This is a genomic window from Paractinoplanes rhizophilus, assembly GCF_042664765.1.
Lineage (GTDB): Bacteria > Actinomycetota > Actinomycetes > Mycobacteriales > Micromonosporaceae > Actinoplanes > Actinoplanes rhizophilus.
The window spans coordinates 16625-39085 of the sequence record NZ_JBHTBJ010000026.1; the positions used below are offsets into that span (position 1 = coordinate 16625).

Genomic DNA, 22461 nt, shown 5'->3' on the forward strand with positions numbered 1-22461 from the left:
CCGCCAAGGGGGGTGATCGACCTTTCGGATCGTCACTGAAATAGTTCTTCACCGTCACTGCGTGAGATGAGATCGTTTACCGGCTCGCCGCACGCGCTCACTGTGCGAGACCGTACGAAAAAGTTTCACGGCCGGGCGGGGCCGTGCGAACGACCAGGGGAGGGTCGGTTTGCCGTCGACCGGTAATGGTCGCTTTCCCGCGCGCCGCGGCGGTCCGGACCGACGGACCGCCCACATCGGACTCCGGCGGGCCGCGGCCTCCCCCGACCTGGCGTCCGACGACCGGCGTGGGTGGAACGAGCTGCTCTCGTCCGGCCTGGTGATCCTGGCCGGCGTGATCGTCGTGATCGGCTTCGGCATCGTCGCCTCGCGGGTCATGCGCTCCGCCGACGGCAATCCGCTGCCGGACCCGCCGCCCACCGCCGCGCTCGGCGGGGCCGCGCTGCCCAGCACCGGCCCGGGCGGGCTGATCCCGCTGGAGCCGGCGTCGCCGTCGCCGACCTCCTCGTCGCCGTCGCCGAGCCCGTCGCTGCCGCCGTCCACGCCGCCGACTCGCAAGCCGGTGGACCAGGGCGCGATCGCCGTCGCGACCGGCGGGGCCCCCTCGGCGGTCGACCTGACCGCCGAGGGCAAGCGGGACTGGGTGCATTGGGGCGAGGACGGCACCTTCTCCCTGGAGCGGGACAAGAACGGCGGGTTCGCGATCCTCGAGGGGACCCCGGCCGCGCCCCGGTTCCGGCACGCGCTGAGCCCGTCGCGGTTCTCGTGGACCGGCGGCGACCCGGTGGATCACAGCGACGGGACGCCGACCGGGATCCGCACGTGCGGGGCGGGGAACGGCTTCACGCTCTCGGCGCCGGCCTCGACGGCGCGGCAGACTCTGCGGCTCTACCTCGGCGTCGTGTCGGCGAAGGGGGTGTTGCACGCCCGGCTGTCGGCGGGCGGCGCGACGTCCTCGGCCACGGTGGAGCAGCGGGACGGCCAGTTCCGCGGCGTGGTCTACACGATCACGTACCGGGCGCCCCGGGCCGCGAAGATCGATCTGACGTGGACGACGGCGCGGGCCTTCGGGGACGGGTGCGGCGGGGTGGCCCTCGAGGCCGCCACGCTCTTCTAGCTACAAACCGGATCTAGCTACAAACCGGAAAAGAGGAAACATTGTTCGCGGGCTGGGGATCGTGGGTCGCCCGCTTCCGGTGGCCGGTGCTGGCCGTCGCGCTCGTCGCGGTGATCAGCGCGGGCGTCTGGGGGCTGGGTGTTTTCGGGGAGCTGACCGAGGGTGGGTACAACGACCCGAACAGCGAGTCCACCCAGGCCGCGGAGGTCGTGCGGGACACCTTCGGCGAGCAGGGCGGCGACCTCGTCGTCATCTACACCCCGGCCAAGGGCAAGATCGACGATCCGGCGCTGGCCAAGCGGGTCAAGGAGTCGCTGGCCAAGCTGCCGGAATCGGCGGTCACCGGCACCACCTCGTACTGGTCGGCGAAATCGGCCGAGTACGCGGCCGAGGACAAGTCCAGCGCCATCGCGGTGATCACCCTGGCCGGCGACGACGACTCGGCGAAGCTCGACTCGTACCGCGCGGTGAGCGACAAGTTCGCCGTCGGCGGCGCGACCGTCCGGCTCGCCGGCGCGACCACGCTCGCCGACGCCTCCTCGTCGCGCTCCACCGCGGATCTCGCCACCGCCGAGGCGATCTCGGTGCCGATCACGCTGATCCTGCTGGTGCTCATCTTCGGCTCGCTGGTGGCGGCGTCGCTGCCGGTCCTGGTCGGCGGCGCGGCGGTGCTGGGCTCGCTGGGCATCCTGCACGCGATCGCGTCCGGCCACGACGTGAACTCGTTCGCGGTCAACGTGGCCAGCCTGCTCGGCCTCGGCATGGCGATCGACTACGGCCTGTTCATGGTGGGCCGGTTCCGCGAGGAGCAGGCCCAGGGCCGTACGCCCGCCGAGGCCGTCGCCCGCACGGTCGGCACCGCCGGCCGCACCGTCGTCTTCTCCGCCACCCTGCTGATGATCGCCCTGGCCGGCCTGCTGCTGTTCCCGCAGGGCTTCCTGAACTCGCTCGCCTACGGCGGCCTGGCCTCGGTCTTCCTCGCCGCGGTGCTCTCCCTGACGCTGCTGCCCGCCATGCTGGCCGTCCTCGGCCCGCGCGTCGACAAGATCCCGGTCCGCCTGCCCCTCGGCACGTCCAGGACCGCCGGCGGCGGCTGGGCCCGGGTCGCCGCCTTCGTGCTGCGCCGCCCGGTCGCGGTCGCGGTGCCGATCCTCGCTCTCCTGCTGCTGCTCGCCTTCCCGATCCGGCACGTGCACTTCGCCGAGAGCGACGAGCGGATCCTGCCGGCCGGCGACCCCGCCCGCGTCGCCGTCGAGACGCTCAAGGCCGACTACCCGCAGTTCACCGGCGACAGCGTGGAGATCGTGCTGCGCGACGCCCCCAGCACCGCCGACTTCGCGGTGCGGCTGCGGCAGATCCCCGGCATCTCCGAGCTCAGCGCGGCCCGCCGGGACAAGGGGGTCACGCTGTTCACGGCCACGCTGAAGACGCCGGACGCCTTCAGCGACGAGGCCCGCGACGTGGTCGAGGCGATCCGCGCCGTCCCCGTCCCGGACGGCGCGCAACTGCTGGTCGGGGGCACCACCGCCCGCAACGTCGACAGCCTGGACGCGACCGCCGACCGCCTCCCCTGGATGGTCGCGCTGCTGGTCGGCGCCACGCTGGTGCTGATGTTCCTGGCCTTCGGCTCGGTCCTGCTGCCGGTCAAGGCCGTCCTGATGAGCGCGCTGAGCCTGAGCGCCACCTTCGGCCTGCTCGTCTGGATCTTCCAGGAGGGCCACGGCTCCGGCCTGCTCGACGTCAGCCCCGCTCCCCTCGAGGTCGGGATCGTGGTCCTGATGGCCGCCGTGGTGTTCGGCCTGTCCACGGACTACGAGGTGTTCCTGCTGTCGCGCATGGTGGAGGCCCGCACCCGCGGCGCCACCACCGACGAGGCGGTGACCACCGGCCTGTCCCGCACCGGCCGCGTGATCAGCGCCGCCGCCCTGCTCCTGATCGTCGTCACCGGCGCGTTCGCCCTCTCCGCGGTGACCACCATGCGCTTCGTCGGCGTCGGCATGATCATCGCCCTGCTCCTGGACGCGACGGTCGTCCGCATGCTCCTGGTCCCCGCCGTCCTGCGCCTGCTGGGCGACGCGGCGTGGTGGGCGCCGGGCCCGCTGCGGCGGCTCCAGCAGCGTGCCGGCCTTGCCGAGTACGAGGGACAGCCCGCACCCGCCACGCCGCCCGGCCGCCACGCCGCCCCCGACGACACCCAGATCATCCGGTACGCGCCGTACGGCGCCGGCACCCGAGCCCTCCCGGTCGGCGTCGCCGCCTCTTCTTCTTCCTCCCTCTCCTCTTCCCCCTCCTCCGCCTCCTCTTCTTCCGCCGCTTCTTCGTCGGCCGTTTCCTCTGCGGCCGCCTCCTTCGCCTCCTCTGCGGCTGCCTCCTTCGCCTCGTCTGCGGCTGCCTCCTTCGCCGAAGCCGATCGTCACGCCCTGCCGGCCGGCTCCTCGCCGTTCGCCCTCCCCGCCGGCTCGCTCTCGGCCGACGACGCGACCCAGGTCTTCGCCCGCTTCGAGGACACGGCCGTCATCAACCTGGCCGGATCCCCGCCGTTGGAGGAGGTGGAGGCCGAAACAGTCCCCGACGACACCCCGGCGCCCCCGCCCTCGGACGACGACGACTCGATCGTCGACGCCCTCATCCTCGACGACGAGCCCTACATCGAGGAGGCCGATCCCGTCGCCGAGAAGCCGGCCCTGGCCGGCACGCCCACGGCGTCATCCGAGACCACCGACGAGGCGCCCTCCGCCGCCGACAGCGATTCCGCCGCCGACGGTCAGTCCTTCGGTGACGACCCCTCTTTCACCGCCGACCGCTCCCTCACTGACGACCGCTCGCTCGGCTCCATCGCAGAAGACGACCGCTCGCCCGACGACGACCTCTCGATCGCCGGCGACCGGTCGTTCGCCGACCGCCAGTCCTTCTCGGACGGCGGCTCCTCCGCATCGTCCGCGGACGCCACCGAGTTCCAAGAAGCCGCCGTGTTCGAGGACACCCCCGCGTTCGAGGAGGCGGCCGACGACGAAACGCCGGCATTCGCCGAGGCGTCCGAGGTCCGCCCGTGGGACTCCCCGACGGGCGTGTCCAGCACCCCCTACGTGCCCGGCAACCCTCTCTCGTCCGACGTGACCACCTGGCTCCCGACGGTCGCGTCCCACCCGTTGTCGGAGCCCACCCCCGACTGGACCGTCGCCGACGACGACGGCTTCTTCTTCAGCCCACCGACCACCTCCAGCACTGTCCCGCCTGCCGCCCCACCGCCGGTTCCATCCGACCCGAGCCCCTACGACAGCCCATGGACTCCCCCGTCCTCCTACATCCCGCCGTCCTCCTACGTCCCCCCGTCGTCCTACGTCCCGCCGTTCGAGGAAGCCGCCGCGTTCACGGAGGCCGCCCCGTTGGCCGAAGGCGCCCCGTTCACGGACGCCACTCCGTTGGCCGAAGGCGCCCCGTTCACGGACGCCACCCCGTTGACCGAAGGCACCCCGTTGGCCGACGGCGCCCCGTTCACGGAGGCCGCCCCGTTCACGGACGCCGCCCCGCTCACGGACGGCGCGGAGGCGGCCAGCGCGCCGGACACTGCGCAATCCGGTCCGGCGCAACCGGTTCCCGCCGAGCGCCAGGCCGTCGACGAGACGGGTCGAGCAGCGCGGCGGCCGTCCTCGCTGGCCGACCGGTTCCCCTCGCGGCGGCCCGCGAGCACGGACAGTAGGCCTGCCGATCTCGATGCGTACACCCAAGCCCGTGCCTCCCACCTGGTAGCGAACCTGCCGCCGCAACCGGACGGCCTCGACGGGCAGACATCGACGCGTAGCCCGGCTACGCTCGGCGATCAGCCGCTCCCCCGGCGGCCTATCCCCTCCCTTCCGGAGCAGCAGTCCATGACCGAGCCACAGCCGCAGCCGCAAGCCGCAGCCGGGCCGGCTGCCTCAGCCCCTGCCGACATAGCTGCAGCCCCTGCCGACATAGCTGCAGCCCCTGCCGACATAGCTGCAGCCCCTGCCGACATAGCGACGTCACCCGAGCAGACACCTGCCACCGCGCCGGCGCCCGCCGAAGCGCAAGCACCCGACGCGGCAGAGGCACCGGCCGCCGGGCAAGCACCGGAGGCGGAGCAAGCAGCCGCCGCCGCTCAGCCACCGGCCGCGGCGCAAGCACCCGCCGAGACAGAGGCACCCTCCACCAAGCCGGCATCGGCCACCGAGCCGACGCCAGCAGCGCCCACGCCAGCACTGCCCACGCCAGCACTGCCCCGGCCGACGATGCCCACGCCAGTGGTGCCCATGCCGGCACCGATACCTCCGGCATCCACCCCGGTGACACCCGCGCCGGTGGGGGCGCCGAGCGTGCCGGCCAACGTGCCGGTGGCCAAGGCGCCCGTGGGCAAGGCGTCCACCGTCGCGCCCGCGCGGCGGCCCGCCGATCTGGCGGACCACCTGCGGGAATCACGACCGGCGGATCTGAGCGACTACACGTCGGGCAAGATCCCGCGTATGCGCCGCCCGGTCGACGAGCCGCCGGCGCCGGCGCCCGCGCGGCGACCGGCCACCCTGGCCGACCATCTCTCGGCGCGTACGGCGAGCGAGGAGACCACGCGCGACCTGCGCGACCACGCCACCCACGACTGACACCAGTCCCGCGGCCGCCGGAGCGCACGCCGCCCGGCGGCGGCGGGCACGGTCAGGACGCCGGCCACGTGGGCGGTCAAGACCAGCCTGAGCACGGCGGCGGCGGGATACGACCTGAGGTTGTCCATCGAGCTGACCCCTTCGGCTTGTGGTTGCCCCCTGGCGGGGATGGCCAGCACGTTAGGCAGAGCCGGGCGGCGACGGGGAAAATCTTGGCGGCCTGTGGACAACCGCGGTTGTCCACAGGCGGCGGAATCGGCACTCGCGCGCCGGGCGATCAAGGCCACCATGGCCGCCATGCGACAGAGCCCCGAAGCGAACGGGCCGCGATCAGCGGAAGATCAGGCCGCCGCCCACCTCGATCACCTGGCCGGTGAGCGCCCCCGAGCCGTCCGAGACCAGGAGGCGCACGGTGGCGACCAGGTCTTCCGGCACCAGCGAGCGCGGGATCGCCTGCGTGGCCACCAGCGGGGCGTGGGCCTCCTCGTCGCGGCCGTCCGCCAGCTCCGCCTCGCCCTCGGTGCGAATGGCGCCCGGCGAAAGGGCGTTGACGGTGATGCCGGCCGGCCCGAGGGCGCGCGCCAGCGAGCGGGTCAGCCCGATCAGCGCGGCCTTGCTGGCGACATAGGCCGGGCCGGACGGCCCGCCCATCCGCACCGTGGGCGAGACGACGTTGATGATCCGGCCCCACCCACGCTCCGCCATCCCCGCGCCGAGGGCCTGGGCCAGCAGCATCGGCGCGGTCACGTTGACGGCGAAGGTCTTCTGCCACTCGTCGAGCGCAAGCACGCTGATTTCCACGTTCGAGGCCTTGGCGGCGTTGTTGATGAGGACGTCGACCGGGCCGGCGGCCTTGGCGAGCGACCGCACAGCGGCCGGGTCGGCGAGGTCGGCGTCCAGGAGCTCGGCCTGCGCGCCCAGGTCGCGGCAGAGGCCGGCCACCGTCTCGGCTTCCGACGCGGCATCGAGATGGTGCAGCAGCAGGGAGTTCCCCGGGCGGGCCATGCCCACGGCGAGGGCGGCGCCTATTCCCCGGCGGGCGCCCGTGATCAAAATCCGCTGACCCATGTCGTTCACCTTATGCGGCCGGAGGCTCACCTGCGGCTCGGCCGGCCATCGGCGCCACCGGCAACGGCGGTGGCGACCTGTGCCGACCGGCATGACGGTGTTCGTCGGGATCGGCGCGATGTGGCGCGTTCCGGCCGCATGACGAGCGTCGCGTGCGCAAGGCCGTCCCGAGGCCCCGACCCGGGGACGGCCTTGCGCGATGGAGCGTCAGAGTCCCAGTTCGTTGAAGAGGTACAGCCAGATCTCGCTGCGCGTGGGGAACGGCGGGATGGCGTGCCGCAGCCGCCGCAGCGGCACCTCGCCCACGATCGCGATGGTGGCGGCGTGCAGGAAGTCGGCCACCTCGGAGCCGGTGAACGTGACACCGACCAGCACCTGCCGGTCCTCGTCGACCACGAACCGGCAGGTGCCCTGGCCGCCGCCGGTGAAGGCGCCCCCCGCGTTCGCCTCGGTCCCGATGTCGACCACCCGCACCTTGATGCCGGCGGCCGCCGCGGCCGCCGCCGTGTAGCCCACCGCCGCGACCTCCGGCTCGGTGAAGATCACGCGGGGCGCGCCGGGACCGTCCGCGAGGTGATCGACGACCATGTCGCCGCCCTGGATGTCCGCCGCGGCGATGGCCGCCTGGTACTTCGCCATGTGGGTGAACAGCGACCGCCCGTTCAGGTCGCCGATGACGTAGAGCCAGTCCTTGCCCGGCACCCGCATCCGGTCGTCGACATCGATGTAGCCGTCGGCGTCCAGGCCCAGGTCGCGCGACTGCGGCGTCCGCCCGGCCGCCACCAGCAGCTGGTCGGCGGTGGCCGTGCCGCCGTCCGCGAGCGTCACCGTGACCTTGTCGCCGTCACGCCGCACCGACGTCGCCCACTGCCCGGTGCGGATGTCCACCCCCTGCGCCGTCAGCGCATCGGTGACCTGCACGCAGGCGAACTCCTCCTCGCGCGACAGCAGCCGGCGCTCGCCCTCGACCAGCGTCACCTGGCACCCGAGCGACGCGTACGCCTGGGTCATCTCGGCCCCGACCACGCCGCCGCCGATGATGATGAGTGTCGCGGGGATCTCGGACGCCGTGGTCGCCTCGCGGTTCGTCCACGGCGACGCGTCCCGCAGCCCGTCGATGTCGGGGATGGCGGCCACCGTCCCGCCCGCGAGGATCACCGCCTTTCGCGCCGACAGGATCTCCACGCCCGCGGCGGAGGCGACGGAGACCTGTTTCTCCCCGGCGATCCGCCCCCAGCCACGCACGAGCGTGATTCCCCGGTCGGTCAGCCAGGGCACCTGCCCGGCGTCGTCGAGGTGGCCGATGTTGTCGTCCCGTTTGGCCAGCACCGCCGCCACGTCCAGCTTGCCGGTGACCGCTTCGCGCACCCCGGGCACCCGCCGCGCCTCGGTGAGCAGCTCACCGGGGCGCAGCAGCGACTTCGACGGTATGCACGCGTAGTAGGAACACTCGCCGCCGACCTTGTCCGCCTCGACGATCGCCACCGACAGCCCCGCCTCGGCCAGCCGTCCGGCGGCGACCTCGCCCCCGGGCCCGGCCCCGACGACCACCACATCAAAAGTCTGCATACCTTGCATCCTTCCCGAGGCGCCCGGCGGGAAGCACGCAGAGTCGATATACCGGGAAGCGGGGACCCGCCATGGCAAGGTGATCTTCATGCCGTTGAGCGCCCGGAAGACCCGCGACGCGTTGCGCACCTCCGCGCGCCTGTCCGGCCAGACCCTGCTGGTGCTGCTGATGACGGCGGTGGCGCTGTGGATCCTCGGGAAGATGTGGGCGGTGGTGTGGCCGCTCACCGTGGCCCTGCTGCTGACCACGCTGACCTGGCCGCCCGTGCGCTTCCTCCGGCGGCACGGCTGGCGACCGGCCCTGGCCGCCTCGGCGGTCATGGTGGTGTTCCTGCTGGCCGCCTGCGGCACCGTCGTCGGCATCGCGGTGCCGGTGGCGTCGCAGTCGCCGGAGCTGGCCACCGGCGTCGAGGACGGCATCCAGAAGCTGCGCACCTGGGCAGCCGGCCCGCCGTTGAACATCGGCGACGACCAGGTCACCCAGGCGCTCGATGCCGCGGTCGAGAAGATCCAGGACAGCGTGGGCAGCATCGTCACCTACACGGTCTCCGGGGTGAGCACGTTCGTCAACGGCGTGGTCACCACGGTGCTCGCGCTGTTCCTGATGTTCTTCTTCCTCAAGGACGGCCCCCGGTTCCTGCCGTGGCTCGCCCGGCAGCTGCCGGGCCGTCTCGCCACGGATGTGCCGGCGGTGGCGGCCCGCAGCTGGGACACCCTGGGTTCTTTCGTACGGGGTCAGGCGTTCGTCGGCCTGCTCGACGCCGTGTTCATCGGCCTCGGCCTCTGGATAGTCGGCGTGCCGCTGGTGCTGCCGCTGGCCGTGCTGACGTTCGTCACGGCTTTCATCCCGATCGTCGGCGCGCTCTTCGCCGGCTTCGTGGCCGTGCTGATCGCGCTGGTCTCCAACGGCCCGGCCGACGCGCTGATCGTGCTCGGCATCATCGTGCTGGTGCAGCAGCTCGAGGGCAACGTCTTCCAGCCCATCCTGCAGAGCCGAGGCCTGGGCCTGCACGCGGCGGTCGTGCTGCTGGCGGTGACGCTGGGCGGCAGCCTGGCCGGGATCGTCGGCAGCCTGCTGGCAGTGCCGGTCGCGGCCGTGCTCGCGACCGTCTGGTCCTACGTCAGGGAACGACTGCAGCCACACGAACAGCCGCAGCCGGAGGAGCAGCCGCAGCCGCAGGAGCAGCCCCAGCCAGACGAACAGCCCCAGCCATAGACGTGCTGCGGGCGTACCGGTCGCGGCAACCACCATGCGCGCCCGCAGCACCTCGGACCGGGCGCCGTCAGGCGTTCAGTCCAGCGTCGGCCCGCCAAGGGCGGCGACGGGCACCGACGGGGATCACGTCTCCAGAGCGGAGCATAAGCCTCCTGTCGTGTCGGTACACATAGGCCGGATGGGTCCGGGATGTTAAATACTGCGCATGACTTTCTCGATCGTCGCCCGCTCCGCCGACGGCCTCGCCCACGGTGTCGCGGTGGCCAGCAAGTCCTCGGGGTCGGCGCGGCCGTCCCCGCCGCCCTCGCCGGGGTGGGCGCGGTGGCCACCCAGTCGTATGCGAATCTCGCCTACCGCCCGCAGGCCCTGACCCTGCTGCAGACCGGGGTGAGCGCGGCGCACACCGTGCAGGCGCTGGTCGCCGGCGATGCGGGCCCGGTCGCGCAGCGGCAGGTGGGGGTGGTCGGCCCCGCCGGGGAGGGCGGCACGTTCACCGGCCGCGACTGCCATCCGTGGGCGGGCGGGACGGCCGGCGACGGGTTCGCGATCCAGGGCAACATGCTGGCCGGGCCGCAGGTGGTCGACGCCATGGGGGTGGCGTGGCAGGCGTCCGCGGGCGAGGCCCGCCTGGCGTACCGGCTGCTCGCCGCGCTGCGCGCCGGCGATCTCGCCGGGGGTGACCGTCGTGGCCGGCAGAGCGCGGCGCTCCTGGTGGTGGCCAGGGGCATGGGGTACGGCGGCACCAGCGACGTCTGGGTGGACCTGCGGGTCGACGACCACCCGGATCCGGTCGCGGAGCTCTCCCGCCTGCTCGAGCTGCACACGCTGTACTTCGAGCGCCCGGATCCCGGCTCGCTGCTCCCGCTGACCGGCCCGGCCGCCGAGGAGGTCCGCGAGCTGCTCGCCGGCAAGGGCCACACGCAGCCCGATCTCGACGAGGCCCTGGCCGACTGGGCCGGCATCGAGAACCTCGAGGAGCGCCTGGTGGCCGGCGCCATCGACCCGCTGGTCCTCGACGTCCTGCGCGGCCGATAGCGCAGCCCCCGCGCGGCGCGCAGGGGCACGAAGCTCCCGCGCGGCCGGCGGGGCCACGCCGCGGCGCCACCGGCACGGCCACCGGCAAGCTCCTACGCGGCCGGCAGGGGCAGCCCGGCCACCGTGTCGTGCAGCGCCGCCGCCAGCGCGTCGGCGAGCGGCCGGGGGCGGCGCTGCGCGGTGACGATGCCGACGAAACGGGACGGGCACGGCTGGTCGAGCGGCACCGTGGCCAGGCCGCCCAGGTCGGCGGTGAGCGCCACCTGCGGGATCATGCTGACCCCGACCCCGGCCCGCACCAGCGACTGGGCGAAGATGTAGTCGGTGCCCCGGCAGGCCGTGACCACCTCGAACCCGGCCATCGCCGCGTAGTGGTCGAGCAGGTCGCCGACCACCAGGCAGCCGTGCACCCACCGCTCGCGGGCCAGGTCGGCCAGCGCGACCGACTCGCGCCCGGCGAGGCGGTGCCCGGCCGGCAGGACGATCCACATGGGGTCGTCGAGCAGCGGCGTCCAGGTGAGCCCCGAGCGGTCCCCCGGCCGGACCGGCGGCGGCCCGTCGAAGTGGTAGGCGAGCGCGAGGTCGGCCCCGCCGGAGCGCACCAGCGGCAGACTCTCCTCCGGCTCGACCTCCAGCACGGTCAGCTCGACGCCCGGGTGGGCGGCGGTGAGGCGCAGCAGCGCCGGGGGCAACAGCCGCTGGCCGCCGCTGGTGAAGGTGGCCACGGTCAGCCGTTCGGTGCGCCGGCTGGCGAGCCGGGCGATCTCCTCCTCGGCGTTGGCGAGCTCGGCGGTGATCGCGTCGCTCGCCCCGGCCAGCACGCGCCCGGCCTCGGTCAGCTCGACGCCGCGGGTGCTGCGCCGCACCACCGCGACACCGAGGCCCCGCTCGAGCGCGCTGACCTGCTGGGAGACGGCCGACGGCGTCAGGCGCAGGGCCGCGGCCGCCCGGTTGAAGCTGCCCTGCCGCGCCACCTCGCGGAGCACGGCCAGCCGGCGTACGTCTATCATCAGCTCCCCTTAAAACGGCATCAGCAAGTCACCACTACCGCTTATGACTGTAAAGCGGGAGGGTCGAGGTGTGAATCGACGTGCCTGGCTGCTCTTCCTCCTCGTCTCGGTGCTGTGGGGGATCCCGTACTTCCTCATCAAGGTCGCCATCGACGACCTCTCCCCGGTCTTCGTGGTCGCCGGCCGCGGCCTGATCGCCGCCCTCGTGCTGCTGCCGGTCGCCGCCGCCCGCGGCACCCTCGGCGCGCTTCGCGCCCGCCTCGGAACGGTGTCGGTGCTCGCGGTGGTGCACATCATCGGGCCGTTTCTGCTGATCACGTACGGCGAGGTGCACATCACCAGCTCGCTGACCGGCCTGCTGATCGCCGTCGAGCCGGTCGTCATCGCGCTGCTGCTGTCCCGGTCCGAGCCCCTCACCCGCATCCGGGTGGCCGGCCTGGTCCTGGGCTTCGCCGGCGTGGCCGTGCTGGTGGGCCTCGACGTCTCGGGCGACCGGCTGGGCCTGCTCGGCGCCGGCATGGTCCTGCTGGCCGCGGTGAGCTACGGCGTCGCCACCATCTTCGTCCAGCGTCGGGCTGCCGACATCCCGCCCGAGACCCTGGCCGGCGGCACCACCGCGATCACGGCGGTCGTGCTGACCCCGTTCGCGATCCTGACCTGGCCCACCGAGCCGGTGCACGCGAACGCCTGGGCCGCCCTGGCGGCCCTCGGCGTGTTCTGCACGGCGGTCGCGCTGCTGGCCTTCTACGCCCTGGTCAACGAGGCCGGCTCGAACCGCGCCGGCCTGGTCACCTACGTCAACCCGGTGGTCGCCGTGCTGCTGGGCGTCCTGCTCCTCAACGAGTCGCTGCGCTGGAGCACGGTGGCCGGCTTCGCCCTGGTCGCCGCCGGTTGCTGGCTCTCCACCCGGCCCACGCCGATCCGCGAGCAGCCGGCCGAGCCGGTCCCGGTCGCCTAGCGGGTCAGAAAGCCGCGGCGGGCCGAAAGCCGCCGCGGGCCAGGACGCCGCCGCGGATCAGGACGCCGCGGCGGGCCTCTTGGCGGGGCCGGCCGCGGTGGCGCCCGGGGCGGGACGCCGGGTCAGGACCCGCGGGCCGTCCGCCGTGATCGCGACCGTGTGCTCGGAATGGGCGGTGCGGGAGCCGTCGGCCGAGCGGATCGTCCAGCCGTCCTCGTCGTACCGGATCTTGTCGGTGGTGCGGCAGAACCAGGGCTCGATCGCGATGGTGAGGCCGGGCTCGAGCTTGATGCCGCGCCGGGCCCGGCCGCTGTTGGCCACGTGCGGGGACTCGTGCATGAGCCGCCCGATGCCGTGCCCGCCGAACTCGCCGTTGACGCCGTAGCCGTACGTGTGAGCGACCTCGCCGATCGCGGCCGAGATGTCGCCGAGCCGGCCGCCGGGCCGGGCGGCGGCGATGGCGGCCTCCAGTGCGACCTCGGTCGCCTCGATCACCTTCAGGTCCTCCGGGTCGGGGACACCGACGACCACCGAGAGCGCGGAGTCGGCGACCCAGCCGTCGACGCCGACCGCCATGTCGATGCTGAGCAGGTCACCGTCGCGCAGGACATAATCGTGCGGCAGCCCGTGCAGCACGGCGTCGTTGACCGACAGGCACAGCACGTGGCGGAACGGGCCGCGGCCGAACGAGGGGGCGTAGTCCCAGTAGCAGGAGACGGCGCCGCGCTCCTTGATCCGGCGGCGGGCGTGGTGCTCGAGGTCCATCAGGTTGACCCCGACCGCGGCGATGCCGCTCAGCTCGGCGAGCAGCTCGCCGACGAACTGGCCGGTCACCGCCATCCGGCCGATCTCCGCGGCGGACTTGAGCTCGATCACGACAGCCTCCCTCTCCGTGGCGGTATTTTTATACCATGCCCGGCCGGCCCGCCGCGGAGGTCTATCCTGCTGGCATGGTTCGCCAACCATTGACCCCCGAGCAGGTCGCCGCGGGCCGTCGCCTCGGGGCCGCCCTGCGCGCCGCGCGAGCCGGCCGCGGCCTCGTCGAGGTGGCCCTTGCCGCCGGCATCTCGCCCGAGACGCTGCGCAAGATCGAGGCGGGCCGCCTGCCCGCGCCGGCGTTCGGCACCGTGGTCGGCCTCAGCCGGGCCCTGGAGATCCCGCTCACCGAGCTGGCCGACATCTGGCTGGCCGACACGCCGGTCCGCCAGGCGTCCTAGCCGGCATCCGCACACAAAGCCGGCCGCGTCCAAAGCCGGCCGCGCACAAAGCCGGCCGCGCCAAGGCAGCCGAGACCTCAGGCGGCCCGCCGCACCGATTCCGCCGGCACTGCGCACAACCGGGCCAACTCCGCGATCAGCAGCGCGGGGTCGGCGTTCGCGTCGATGCCCCGCACCATCTCCGGGTCGAGCGGCGGCACCTGGACGTGGGAGATCATCGGGTGGAACGGGCGCACGTCGGCCTCGCCCTCGCCGAAGAGCACCTCGGCGATCTTTTCCCCCGGCCGCAGCCCGGTGTAGCGGATCTCCACCTCCGACGGCGCCAGCTCGACCATCTGCCGGGCCACCTCGGCGATCCGCACCGGCTCGCCCATCTCCAGCACCAGCGCCTCGCCGTCGCGGCCGATGGCGGCGGCCTGGATGACCAGGTGGACGGCCTCCTGGGTGGTCATGAAGTACCGCGTCACATCCGGGTGCGTCACCGTGACCGGGCCGCCGCCGGCGATCTGCGCGCTGAACGTGGTGAACACCGAGCCCCGGCTGCCCAGCACGTTGCCGAAGCGCACGCTCAGGAACGTCCCGGGGCTGCGCCGCGCCACGTACGCGGTCAGCCGTTCGGTGATCCGCTTGGAGTAGCCCAGCACGCTGACCGGGTCGGCCGCCTTGTCGGTGGAGATGTTGACGAAGCGCTCGACCGCGGCGGCCGCCGACAGGACGGCGAGCGTGCCCCAGATGTTGGTCTTGATCGCCTCGCCCGGATAACGCTCCAGCAGCGGCAGGTGCTTGAGCGCGGCGGCGTGGAAGACCACCTGCGGGCGCCGGGTGCGGAAGATCTCCCGTACCCGGTCGACGTCCCGCAGCGAGGCCAGCAGCAGCGACGGATCGGTCAGCGAGGCCTGCGTGTCCAGCGACAGCTGGACCGCCTGCAGCGACGTCTCGTCGCGGTCGAGCATCATCAGCTCGGCCGGGGCGAACCGGTGGATCTGCCGGCACAGCTCGGAGCCGATCGAGCCGCCGGCCCCGGTGACCAGCACCCGCTTGCCGGTGAGATAGCCGGCGATCGAGTCGAGGTCGGTGTCGATCTGGCGCCGCCCGAGCAGGTCGGTCACCTCGGGCTCGCGCAGGTCCCGCAGGTTCAGCTCGCGGTCCATCAGCTCGGTCACCGACGGCACCACCAGGAATCCGGCGCCGGCGCCGGTCGCCAGATCGCGGATGTCACGCACCAGCTCGGCCGCGGCATTCGCCACGGCGAGGACCACGGTGGTCGCTCCGGTGCGGCTCACTTGCGCCGCGATGTCGTTGCGGTTCCCCAGCACGGGTACGCCGTAGAAGACCATCCGGCGCTTGCGGGGATCGTCGTCGATCACGCCGACCGGCAGGTAGCGTCCCCGGGGGTCGTAGCGCATCGACTGGATCAGGTTGCGGCCCGCCGAGCCGGCGCCGAACAGCAGCACCCGGGTGGCGACCCGCTCGTCGGGCCGGTAGCGGGCGTCCAGCCGCAGCCGCCAGACGAGCCGCACCGCCAGCATGCACACCAGGGCGAGCAGCCCGCCGACCAGCGGCGCGCCCCGCGGCAGCCGCGAGCCCGGCAGGAGCAGGTCCAGCACCAGCAACGCGATCGTGGTGGCCAGCACGGTCTGCCAGACGGTGCGGACGTCGTCGAGCGTGCCGAACGGGTAGCGGCCCCGGTAGAGCCGGCCGGCGTAGCCGAAGCCGGCCTGCAGCAGGATCGCGAGCAGGATCATCGGGACGAGGACGGCCTCGCCGCGTTCGTCGAGGCCCCACTCGTACCGGATGAGCACCGCCAGATGCAGCCCGGCGGCCCAGGCGACCGCGTCCACCAGCAACGGCAGGAATCGCCTCGCGATCACGACGCACCACCCGTCTCATTGGTCCCGTCCGAGCCGCTGTCGTGCGGTATTCCGGCGTACGTGCGGTATTCCCAGGTTAATTGCCCGATGGCCGGACAGCGGAAGTTACCGGATATCACCACAGGCCCCGATCCGGCCGCTTAGTTTGATCGGGAACGCGGCGGCCGGGAGGGGAGATGTGGAGCTACGCGACTACCTCCGGATGATCGGGCGGCAATGGTGGGTGCTGGCCGTCGTGGTGCTGTTCGCGCTCGGGGTGACCCAGCTGATCAACCGGCGGACGCCGGCCGAGTACCGGGCCACCGCCGTCTTCTTCCTGTCCGCCAACGGCCCGGAAAGCACCTCGATCCTCGACGGCAGCAGGTTCGTGGCGTTCCGGCTGAGCACGTACACGGAATTGATCACCGGAGCGCGCATGGCCGGCGATATCGCCAAATCGTCGAACACCGGAATGGCGCCCGGGGAAATTCAGCAAAGAATCGGGGTGATCAGCTCGGCCGACAGCGCCCTGCTGACGGTGACGGTCACCGACCCGTCGCCCCAGCGCGCCCAGAAAATCGCCCAGGCGGTGATCAAACTCCTTCCGCCGATGATCGAGACCCTCGAGGCGCGCCCGGCCCCGCTCGGCCCGGCGACGGTCGTCACGCCGATCGAACCGGTCGCCCGGATCAATCCCCGCCCGGTCTCGCCCCGGCCGATGCACAACAACGCGCTCGCCGTCGCGATGGGCCTGCTGCTCGGCGCCGCCGCCGGGGTGATTCGCGAGGTTTCCGACAGATCCATCCGGGACGCCGACGCGCTGCCCGGCCTGACCGGCGTGCCGGTGCTCGCGCTGATCCCGGACGATCCGAAGGCCCGCCGGCGGAAGGGGCCGTTCGTCTCGGAGAGCGGCTCGCCGCGCGCCGAGGCGTTGCGGCAACTGCGCACGAACATCCAGTATTCGGGTCGTCCGGCGAAGATCCTGGCGGTGACCAGCGCGATGCCCGGCGAGGGCCGGTCGTCGGCCGCGTGCGGCCTGGCCATCCTCTTCGCCGAGGCGGGCCAGCGGGTGCTGATCGTGGACGCCTCGCTGCGCCGGCCCCGGCTGGCCGCGTTCCTGGGCCGCGACGGCGCGCCGGGGCTGGCCACGGTGCTGGTCGGCGCGGCCACGCTCGACCAGGTGCTGCAGCCCTGGGGCACCGGGCTGTGGCTGCTGGCCGGCGGGCACCGGCCACCCAACCCGAGCGAGCTGCTCGACTCGCCGAAGATGGCCGAGCTGATCGACGAGCTGCGCGGCCGGTTCGACAAGATCATCCTGGATTCGCCGCCGCTGCTCCCGGTCACCGACGGCGCGGTGGTCGCGGCGCGCGCGGACGGGGCGATTCTGCTGGTCCGCGCGCGCCGGACCACCCCGGCGCAGGTGACCGCGGCCATGCGGGCGCTCGCCGCGGTCGACGCGAAGGTGCTCGGCACGGTGTTCACCATGGTCGCGGGGCCACGCCGGCGCCCCGGCCTGCCGACCGGCGACGGCCCACCCGGCCCGGCGTCGCCGCCGGCCCACCGGCCGGGCTGGTGGAACGCGGTCGCGCTGAGCAACGCGGCGTGACGCCGTGCCGGCGATGCGGTTCCTGGCCCGCGTGCCGGCCGTGGTGCGGCGGGACTACGTCGCCACGGCCGCATCGTCCTGGCTGACGCTCGCCTCCGGGTTGTTGCTGTTCCACCTGGTCGCGCAGCGGTCGGGGGTGGCCGGGTTCGCCTACTACCAGGTCGCGCGCGGGGCGGTCGCCACGGTTCAGCCGCTCGCGCTGGCCGGGATGGTGCCGGCGCTGCACCGCTACCTGCCCCGGGCCGGGCACCGGGTCCGGGTGCTGGCCCGGCAGGCGTTCCTCTTCGAGGTCGTCGTGCTGAACGTGCTCGGCCTGATCACCCTGTTGTACGCCGAGGACGCCGGCCGGCTGTTCGGGATCGGCGGAGCGGCGCAGGTCCGCGCGGTGATGCTGCTGACCGCGGGCGGCGGCCTGTGCGCCCTGGCGGTGGCGGCGCTGCGGGGCTGCGGGGACGTCCGGGCGTCGATTCTCGCGTCGCTGACCGGGTCCGCGCTGGCGCCGCTCGCGGCCTTCGCCCTGACCAGCAAGATCGACGTCTTCCTCGCGCTGCAGGGAGCGGCGATGGCGGCGGTGGCCGGATGGGCGATCACCAGGGCCGGGCCGCGCGGCGCCGGGAAATCGCCCGCCGGCCCGCGGCCGGCGCCCCGGTTGCGCACCCTTCTCCGGTACGGGATCGGCCGCGCGCCCGGCGACGTCGCCCTGCCGGGCCTGTTCGCTTTTCCCACGTTCTTCGTGGCCGGCGCCGCGAGCGATCCGGCCGGCGCCGGGTACGTGGGGTTCACCACGTCGGCCATCACGCTGGTCTGCTCGATCTTCGGGATGCTGACGCCGGTGCTGCTCCCCCGGATCAGCGGGCATGCCCACGAGGCGGCGGCCGCGGGCCGCGGTTTCGACTCGGACCTGGCCCATGGGCTGCGGATCCTGCCGTTCGCCGCGGCCGGGGTCGCGGCCCTGGCGAGCGCGGTGGTTGTCGTCACCGCCGGGCCGGTGGTGCATTGGTTTCTCGGAGCCGACTTCCACGAGGCGGTCGCGGTCCTCCGGTTCGGGGTGCTGGTGTCGGTTCCGCTCGCGGTGTTCTACGCGGTCCGGCCGACGATCGACGCGCTGCACGAGGCGCCGGTAGCCACGGTGCTGCTGGTGGGCGCTCTCGTGGCCGAGGTCGTGGCGACCTACCTCGCCGCCCTGGTGGTGCCGGCCTGGCCCGCCGCGTTGTTGGGATTCGCCGCGGCGGCCATGCTGCTCGCCGTCGTCTCGTACCTGGCGATGCTGCGGGCGATCCCGCGGGCAGCGGGGACACCGTCGCGGTGAAACCGCCGCGGCCCAGCCCGTTCCTGGTGGTCGTCCTCTTCGTGGCAACGCTCGCCGGGCACTTCACCCTGTCCCGTGCCGGGTTCACGATCCCGTTCCTCAACGACGTACGGATGCTGCTCTTCCCGGCCGTGCTGGCGGTCTTCGTGCTCGAGGTGAACCATGCCGGGGTCCGCCCGTTGCACTCCGCCCCGGCCCGCCGTTCGCTGCCGCCGGTGCTGGTCCTGTTCGGGTACCAGATGCTCTCCGCGGCGTGGGTGCCCCGCACCGCCGTGGTCGGTGACGTCCTCGCCGACCTGGTGTCGATGGTGGTCCTGGTCCTGGTCTACGCGAGCCTCGCGGAATGGGACCGCGACCGGGTCGTGCGCCTGACCATGGGCTGCCTGTACGTGGCCGGCTGGCTCTATTTCCTGTACGCCGCGTCCGGCCGGGGCCGCGTGCAGCAGGACCGGTGGACGGCCTTCGGCGGCGGCCCGAACGTCTTCGTCCGGGTCGAGGCGCTCGCCCTGTTCGCCACCGCCTACTTCTACTTCCGCCGGGGCCGTGCGGTCTGGCTGATCGCGGCGCCGGCCTTCCTGTTCGGGGCGATCGCGTCCGGATCCCGGGGCGGCCTGATCGCGCTGGTCCTGACCACGGCGCTGGCCTTCCCGAGCCTGGTGCGCTTCGGACGCCGGCACGGCGTGCGCAAGCCCCTGGCGATGATCCCGGTGATCGCCGCCCTGATCTGGCTTCTGCTGGGCGACACGATCATGTCGCTGATCAACAACCGCTTCCTCGCCGCCACCGTCGATCAGGGGTACACCTCCGACCGCGACGTCCTGTACACGAAGGGCCTGTGGCTCTTCTTCGAGCGTCCGATCGTGGGTGTCGGCGTGCACGGTTTCTACGCCGTCACCAACCTCGGCCCCGGGGAGAAATACGTCCACAACCTCCCGCTGGCGGTGGCCGTCGAGGGCGGCGCGGTGGGCCTGCTGTTGCTGCTGCCGGCCCTCTGGGCGCCGCGGCACGAGTACGCGGCGGTCCCGCGGGCGCGGCGCCCGCTGGAGGCGCGGGTGTCGGCCTACTCCGCGCTGTTCATCCTGGGGGCGAGCCTCTTCTCCGGCGATTACTACGACGCCCGGCTCCTCTGGATCTTCCTCCTCCTCGCGGCGGTGCCGGCCTCTCCCCCGCTGCCGCTGCACGCGGGCGCGGCGAGCCGGCCCGGGGCTCGCCGCCCGCCGTAGCGTCACGCACGGCGGGCCGGCAACCGCGATCCGCACCCCGGACCATCTGGACCCGGCTAGAGTCGTGGGAGAACGCAAGCTGCTGGCCCGCCAGGCCGAACGCATCCCCCTCGTGCCGGCGGGACTTGCAGGTGGCCGACTCGCAGGTGTGGCCCGACTCGCAGGTGTGGCCCGACTCGCAGGTGTGGATGGTGGGGGATGATCGGCAATCGGCACGCCGTCCTGCTGTCCGCCCCCGACGTCGGGCATCTGGAGCAGGAGTACGTCATGGCCGCCCTCCGGTCGGGGTGGGTCGCGCCGCTGGGGCCCGAGGTCGATGCGTTCGAGCGGGAGATCGCCGACCGGGTGGGCGTGCCGCACGCGGTCGCCCTCAGCTCGGGCACCGCCGCGCTGCACCTGGCCCTGCTGGGCATCGGCGCCGGCCCCGGCGATGCCGTCGTCGTGCCGACCCTCACGTTCGTGGCCACGGCGAACGCGGTCGCCTACACCGGCGCGACGCCGGTCTTCGCCGACTGCGACCCGGCGACCGGCAACCTCGACCCCGCGCTGCTGTCCGGCCTGCTCGCCGCGCTGAGCGCCGAGGGCGTGCCGGTGCGCGCGGTGCTGACCGTCGACCTGTACGGCTTCTGCGCCGACTACGAGCGGATACTCCCGATATGCGACCACTACGGCGTCCCGCTCGTCGAGGACGCCGCGGAGGCGCTCGGCTCCCGGCACCACGGCCGGCCGGCCGGCTCGTACGGCGCCGCGGCCGCCTTGTCGTTCAACGGCAACAAAATAATGACGACGTCCGGCGGCGGCATGCTGCTCACCGCCGACCCCGGCCTCGCCGTCCGGGCGCGGCACCTGGCGACCCAGGCGCGGCTGCCGGCCGAGCACTACGAGCACGCCGAGATCGGCTACAACTACCGGCTGAGCAATCTGCTGGCCGCGCTGGGGCGAGCCCAGCTGCGCCGCCTGGACGAGATGATCGAACGCCGCCGGGCGCTGCGCGACGCGTACGCCAAAATCCTCGCCCACGTCGAGGGCGTGCGCCTGCTCGGCGGCGACGACCCGGCGGCGAACTGCTGGCTCACCAGCATCGTCGTCGATCCCGAACGGGCCGGCTGGCGGGCCCGCGACCTGGCCGCGCACCTGGCGGAGCGGAAGGTGGAGACCCGGCCCCTCTTCAAGCCGATGCACCTTCAGCCGGTCTTCGCGGGAGCCCGCACCGCCCTGAGCGGTGCCGCGGAGCTGCTGTTCCGCGACGGCCTCAGCCTGCCCAGTGGCTCCGCCCTCGGCGACAGCCAGATCCGGCGGATCCTCGACGACGTGACGGAGTTCCTGGAAGGCCGGGGGTGAGCGTCGCGACCCGCACCACCGACGTGGTGCAACGCGCGGTCGACATCGTCGTCGCCGCCGCCATCCTGGTCGTCCTCTCTCCCGTCATGGCGCTGGTCGCTGTGGCCGTCGCGGCCGGGCTCGGCCGGCCGGTCCTGTTCCGCCAGCAGCGGCCGGGCCGGCACGGCCGGGCGTTCACCTTGGTCAAGTTCCGCACGATGCGGGACGTGGACGAGCGGCGCGGCCTGGTGACCGACGCCGACCGGCTCACCCGCCTGGGCCGCGCTCTGCGCTCCACCAGCCTGGACGAGCTGCCGACGATGTGGAACGTCCTGAGGGGTGAGATGAGCCTGGTGGGCCCGCGGCCGCTCCTGATGCGCTACCTCGACCGGTTCACGCCGGAGCAGGCACGCCGTCAGCTCGTGCGGCCCGGCGTGACCGGACTCGCGCAGGTCAGCGGGCGCAACGCGCTGAGCTGGGAGGACAAGTTCGCGCTGGACGTCTGGTACGTCGACCACCGATCTCTGGCACTGAACGGACGGATCCTGGCGCGGACCGTCCGGGCCCTGCTGCGCCGGGAGGGTGTCGCGGCCCCGGGCCAGTCGACGATGTCCGAGTTCACCGGCACGACGAAGCCCGGCAGGAAGGGGAGCGACAGTGTCTGAACCCGTCGTCATCGTCGGGTGCGGTGGCTACGGCCGGGAGGTCGCCGCCGTCATCTCGGCCGTCAACGACGCCGGCGGCGACTCCTGGAAGATCGCCGGCTTTCTCGACGACGCGCCGACCGAGTCGAATCTTCGCTGCCTCGACCGGCTCGGTATCGCCTGGCTCGGGCCAGGCAGTCTGCTGGGACAACTCGACGTGCACTACGTCATCGGCATCGGCGATCCGCGCACCCGCGCCGACGTCGCCGCCAAGCTGGACCACCTCGGCAGGCCGGCGGCCCGGCTCATTCATCCGGCGGCGACAGTCGGGCCGGCGAACGACCTGGCCGACGGCGTCGTGGTTTTCGCCGGCGCCCGGATCACCACGAACGTGACTCTCGGCCGACACGCGCACGTCAATCTCAACGCGACGGTCGGCCACGACGCGGTCCTGGCCGAGTTCGTCCAGGTGAATCCCCTCGCGGCCATCTCCGGCAACTGCACCATCGGACGGGAGGCGCTCATCGGCACCAATGCCTCGATCCTTCAGGGCCGGACCGTCGGCGACCGGGCGACGGTGGGGGCCAACGCCTGCGTCGTCCGGGATGCGAGCGCGGGGACGACGGTCAAAGGCGTGCCGGCGAGGTAGACGTGATTATGGGGCATTTAGATGGTTATAACGTATATACACCAACATTTTAAG

Annotated in this window: 16 protein-coding genes and 1 pseudogene; 12 read left to right on the top strand and 5 right to left on the bottom strand. The window is 73.0% G+C overall.

Annotated elements, in window-relative coordinates; translation table 11 throughout:
• The first annotated feature begins 169 nt into the window (after positions 1 to 169).
• On the top strand, positions 170 to 1117 hold the full coding sequence (locus tag ACFQS1_RS27775) for a hypothetical protein (protein ID WP_378973866.1): 948 nt from the start codon (positions 170 to 172) through the stop codon (positions 1115 to 1117).
• A 41-nt stretch (positions 1118 to 1158) separates the two neighbouring features.
• The gene (locus tag ACFQS1_RS27780) at positions 1159 to 5733 is read left to right on the top strand and encodes an MMPL family transporter (RefSeq protein WP_378973868.1); all 4575 of its coding nucleotides are present in this window, start codon (positions 1159 to 1161) and stop codon (positions 5731 to 5733) included.
• Between the two features lie 330 nt (positions 5734 to 6063).
• Here ACFQS1_RS27780 and ACFQS1_RS27785 read toward each other — a convergent pair whose 3' ends face one another.
• The gene (locus tag ACFQS1_RS27785) at positions 6064 to 6801 is read right to left on the bottom strand and encodes an SDR family NAD(P)-dependent oxidoreductase (protein WP_378973870.1); all 738 of its coding nucleotides are present in this window, start codon (positions 6799 to 6801) and stop codon (positions 6064 to 6066) included.
• Between the two features lie 207 nt (positions 6802 to 7008).
• Complete coding sequence (locus ACFQS1_RS27790; protein ID WP_378973872.1) at positions 7009 to 8370, bottom strand: dihydrolipoyl dehydrogenase family protein; 1362 nt, start codon at positions 8368 to 8370, stop codon at positions 7009 to 7011.
• A gap of 88 nt (positions 8371 to 8458) precedes the next feature.
• Here ACFQS1_RS27790 and ACFQS1_RS27795 point away from each other — a divergent pair, with 88 nt between their 5' ends.
• Positions 8459 to 9586: an AI-2E family transporter gene (locus ACFQS1_RS27795; RefSeq protein ID WP_378973874.1), complete on the top strand. Its 1128-nt coding sequence runs from the start codon at positions 8459 to 8461 to the stop codon at positions 9584 to 9586.
• 205 nt (positions 9587 to 9791) lie between these two features.
• A pseudogene (locus tag ACFQS1_RS27800) lies at positions 9792 to 10621 on the top strand (DUF1028 domain-containing protein).
• Positions 10622 to 10713: 92 nt separating this feature from the next.
• Here ACFQS1_RS27800 and ACFQS1_RS27805 read toward each other — a convergent pair.
• Positions 10714 to 11631, bottom strand: coding sequence for a LysR family transcriptional regulator (locus ACFQS1_RS27805; RefSeq protein WP_378973876.1), 918 nt, complete (start codon positions 11629 to 11631; stop codon positions 10714 to 10716).
• A gap of 70 nt (positions 11632 to 11701) precedes the next feature.
• Here ACFQS1_RS27805 and ACFQS1_RS27810 point away from each other — a divergent pair, with 70 nt between their 5' ends.
• Positions 11702 to 12589, top strand: coding sequence for a DMT family transporter (locus tag ACFQS1_RS27810; protein WP_378973878.1), 888 nt, complete (start codon positions 11702 to 11704; stop codon positions 12587 to 12589).
• Between the two features lie 57 nt (positions 12590 to 12646).
• Here the strand turns inward: ACFQS1_RS27810 and map are convergent, their stop codons facing one another.
• Positions 12647 to 13465, bottom strand: a complete 819-nt coding sequence (gene map / locus ACFQS1_RS27815) for a type I methionyl aminopeptidase (RefSeq protein ID WP_378973880.1) — start codon at positions 13463 to 13465, stop codon at positions 12647 to 12649.
• Positions 13466 to 13539: 74 nt separating this feature from the next.
• Between map and ACFQS1_RS27820 the strand changes: the two genes are divergently transcribed.
• Positions 13540 to 13806 carry a helix-turn-helix domain-containing protein gene (locus tag ACFQS1_RS27820; protein ID WP_378973882.1) on the top strand — a complete coding sequence of 89 codons (267 nt, stop codon included), beginning with the start codon at positions 13540 to 13542 and terminating at the stop codon, positions 13804 to 13806.
• A gap of 77 nt (positions 13807 to 13883) precedes the next feature.
• Here ACFQS1_RS27820 and ACFQS1_RS27825 read toward each other — a convergent pair whose 3' ends face one another.
• Entirely contained in the window at positions 13884 to 15677 is a 1794-nt protein-coding gene (locus ACFQS1_RS27825) for a polysaccharide biosynthesis protein (RefSeq protein WP_378973884.1), read from the bottom strand.
• A gap of 178 nt (positions 15678 to 15855) precedes the next feature.
• On the opposite strand from ACFQS1_RS27825, the gene ACFQS1_RS27830 reads away from it, so the two are divergent.
• The 6 genes from ACFQS1_RS27830 (at position 15856) to ACFQS1_RS27855 (ending at position 22407) form a co-directional block, all read left to right on the top strand.
• Entirely contained in the window at positions 15856 to 17262 is a 1407-nt protein-coding gene (locus tag ACFQS1_RS27830; RefSeq protein ID WP_378973886.1) for a tyrosine-protein kinase domain-containing protein, read from the top strand.
• Between the two features lie 4 nt (positions 17263 to 17266).
• Positions 17267 to 18571, top strand: a complete 1305-nt coding sequence (locus ACFQS1_RS27835) for a hypothetical protein (protein WP_378973888.1) — start codon at positions 17267 to 17269, stop codon at positions 18569 to 18571.
• Positions 18568 to 19794, top strand: coding sequence for an O-antigen ligase family protein (locus ACFQS1_RS27840; RefSeq protein WP_378973890.1), 1227 nt, complete (start codon positions 18568 to 18570; stop codon positions 19792 to 19794). Before ACFQS1_RS27835 ends, ACFQS1_RS27840 begins: the two co-directional genes overlap by 4 nt.
• A 198-nt stretch (positions 19795 to 19992) precedes the next feature.
• Positions 19993 to 21135 carry a DegT/DnrJ/EryC1/StrS family aminotransferase gene (locus ACFQS1_RS27845; protein ID WP_378973892.1) on the top strand — a complete coding sequence of 381 codons (1143 nt, stop codon included), beginning with the start codon at positions 19993 to 19995 and terminating at the stop codon, positions 21133 to 21135.
• On the top strand, positions 21132 to 21779 hold the full coding sequence (locus tag ACFQS1_RS27850; RefSeq protein ID WP_378973894.1) for a sugar transferase: 648 nt from the start codon (positions 21132 to 21134) through the stop codon (positions 21777 to 21779). Before ACFQS1_RS27845 ends, ACFQS1_RS27850 begins: the two co-directional genes overlap by 4 nt.
• Entirely contained in the window at positions 21772 to 22407 is a 636-nt protein-coding gene (locus tag ACFQS1_RS27855) for an acetyltransferase (RefSeq protein ID WP_378973897.1), read from the top strand. The genes ACFQS1_RS27850 and ACFQS1_RS27855 overlap by 8 nt, the downstream gene beginning before the upstream one ends.
• Positions 22408 to 22461 lie beyond the last annotated feature (54 nt).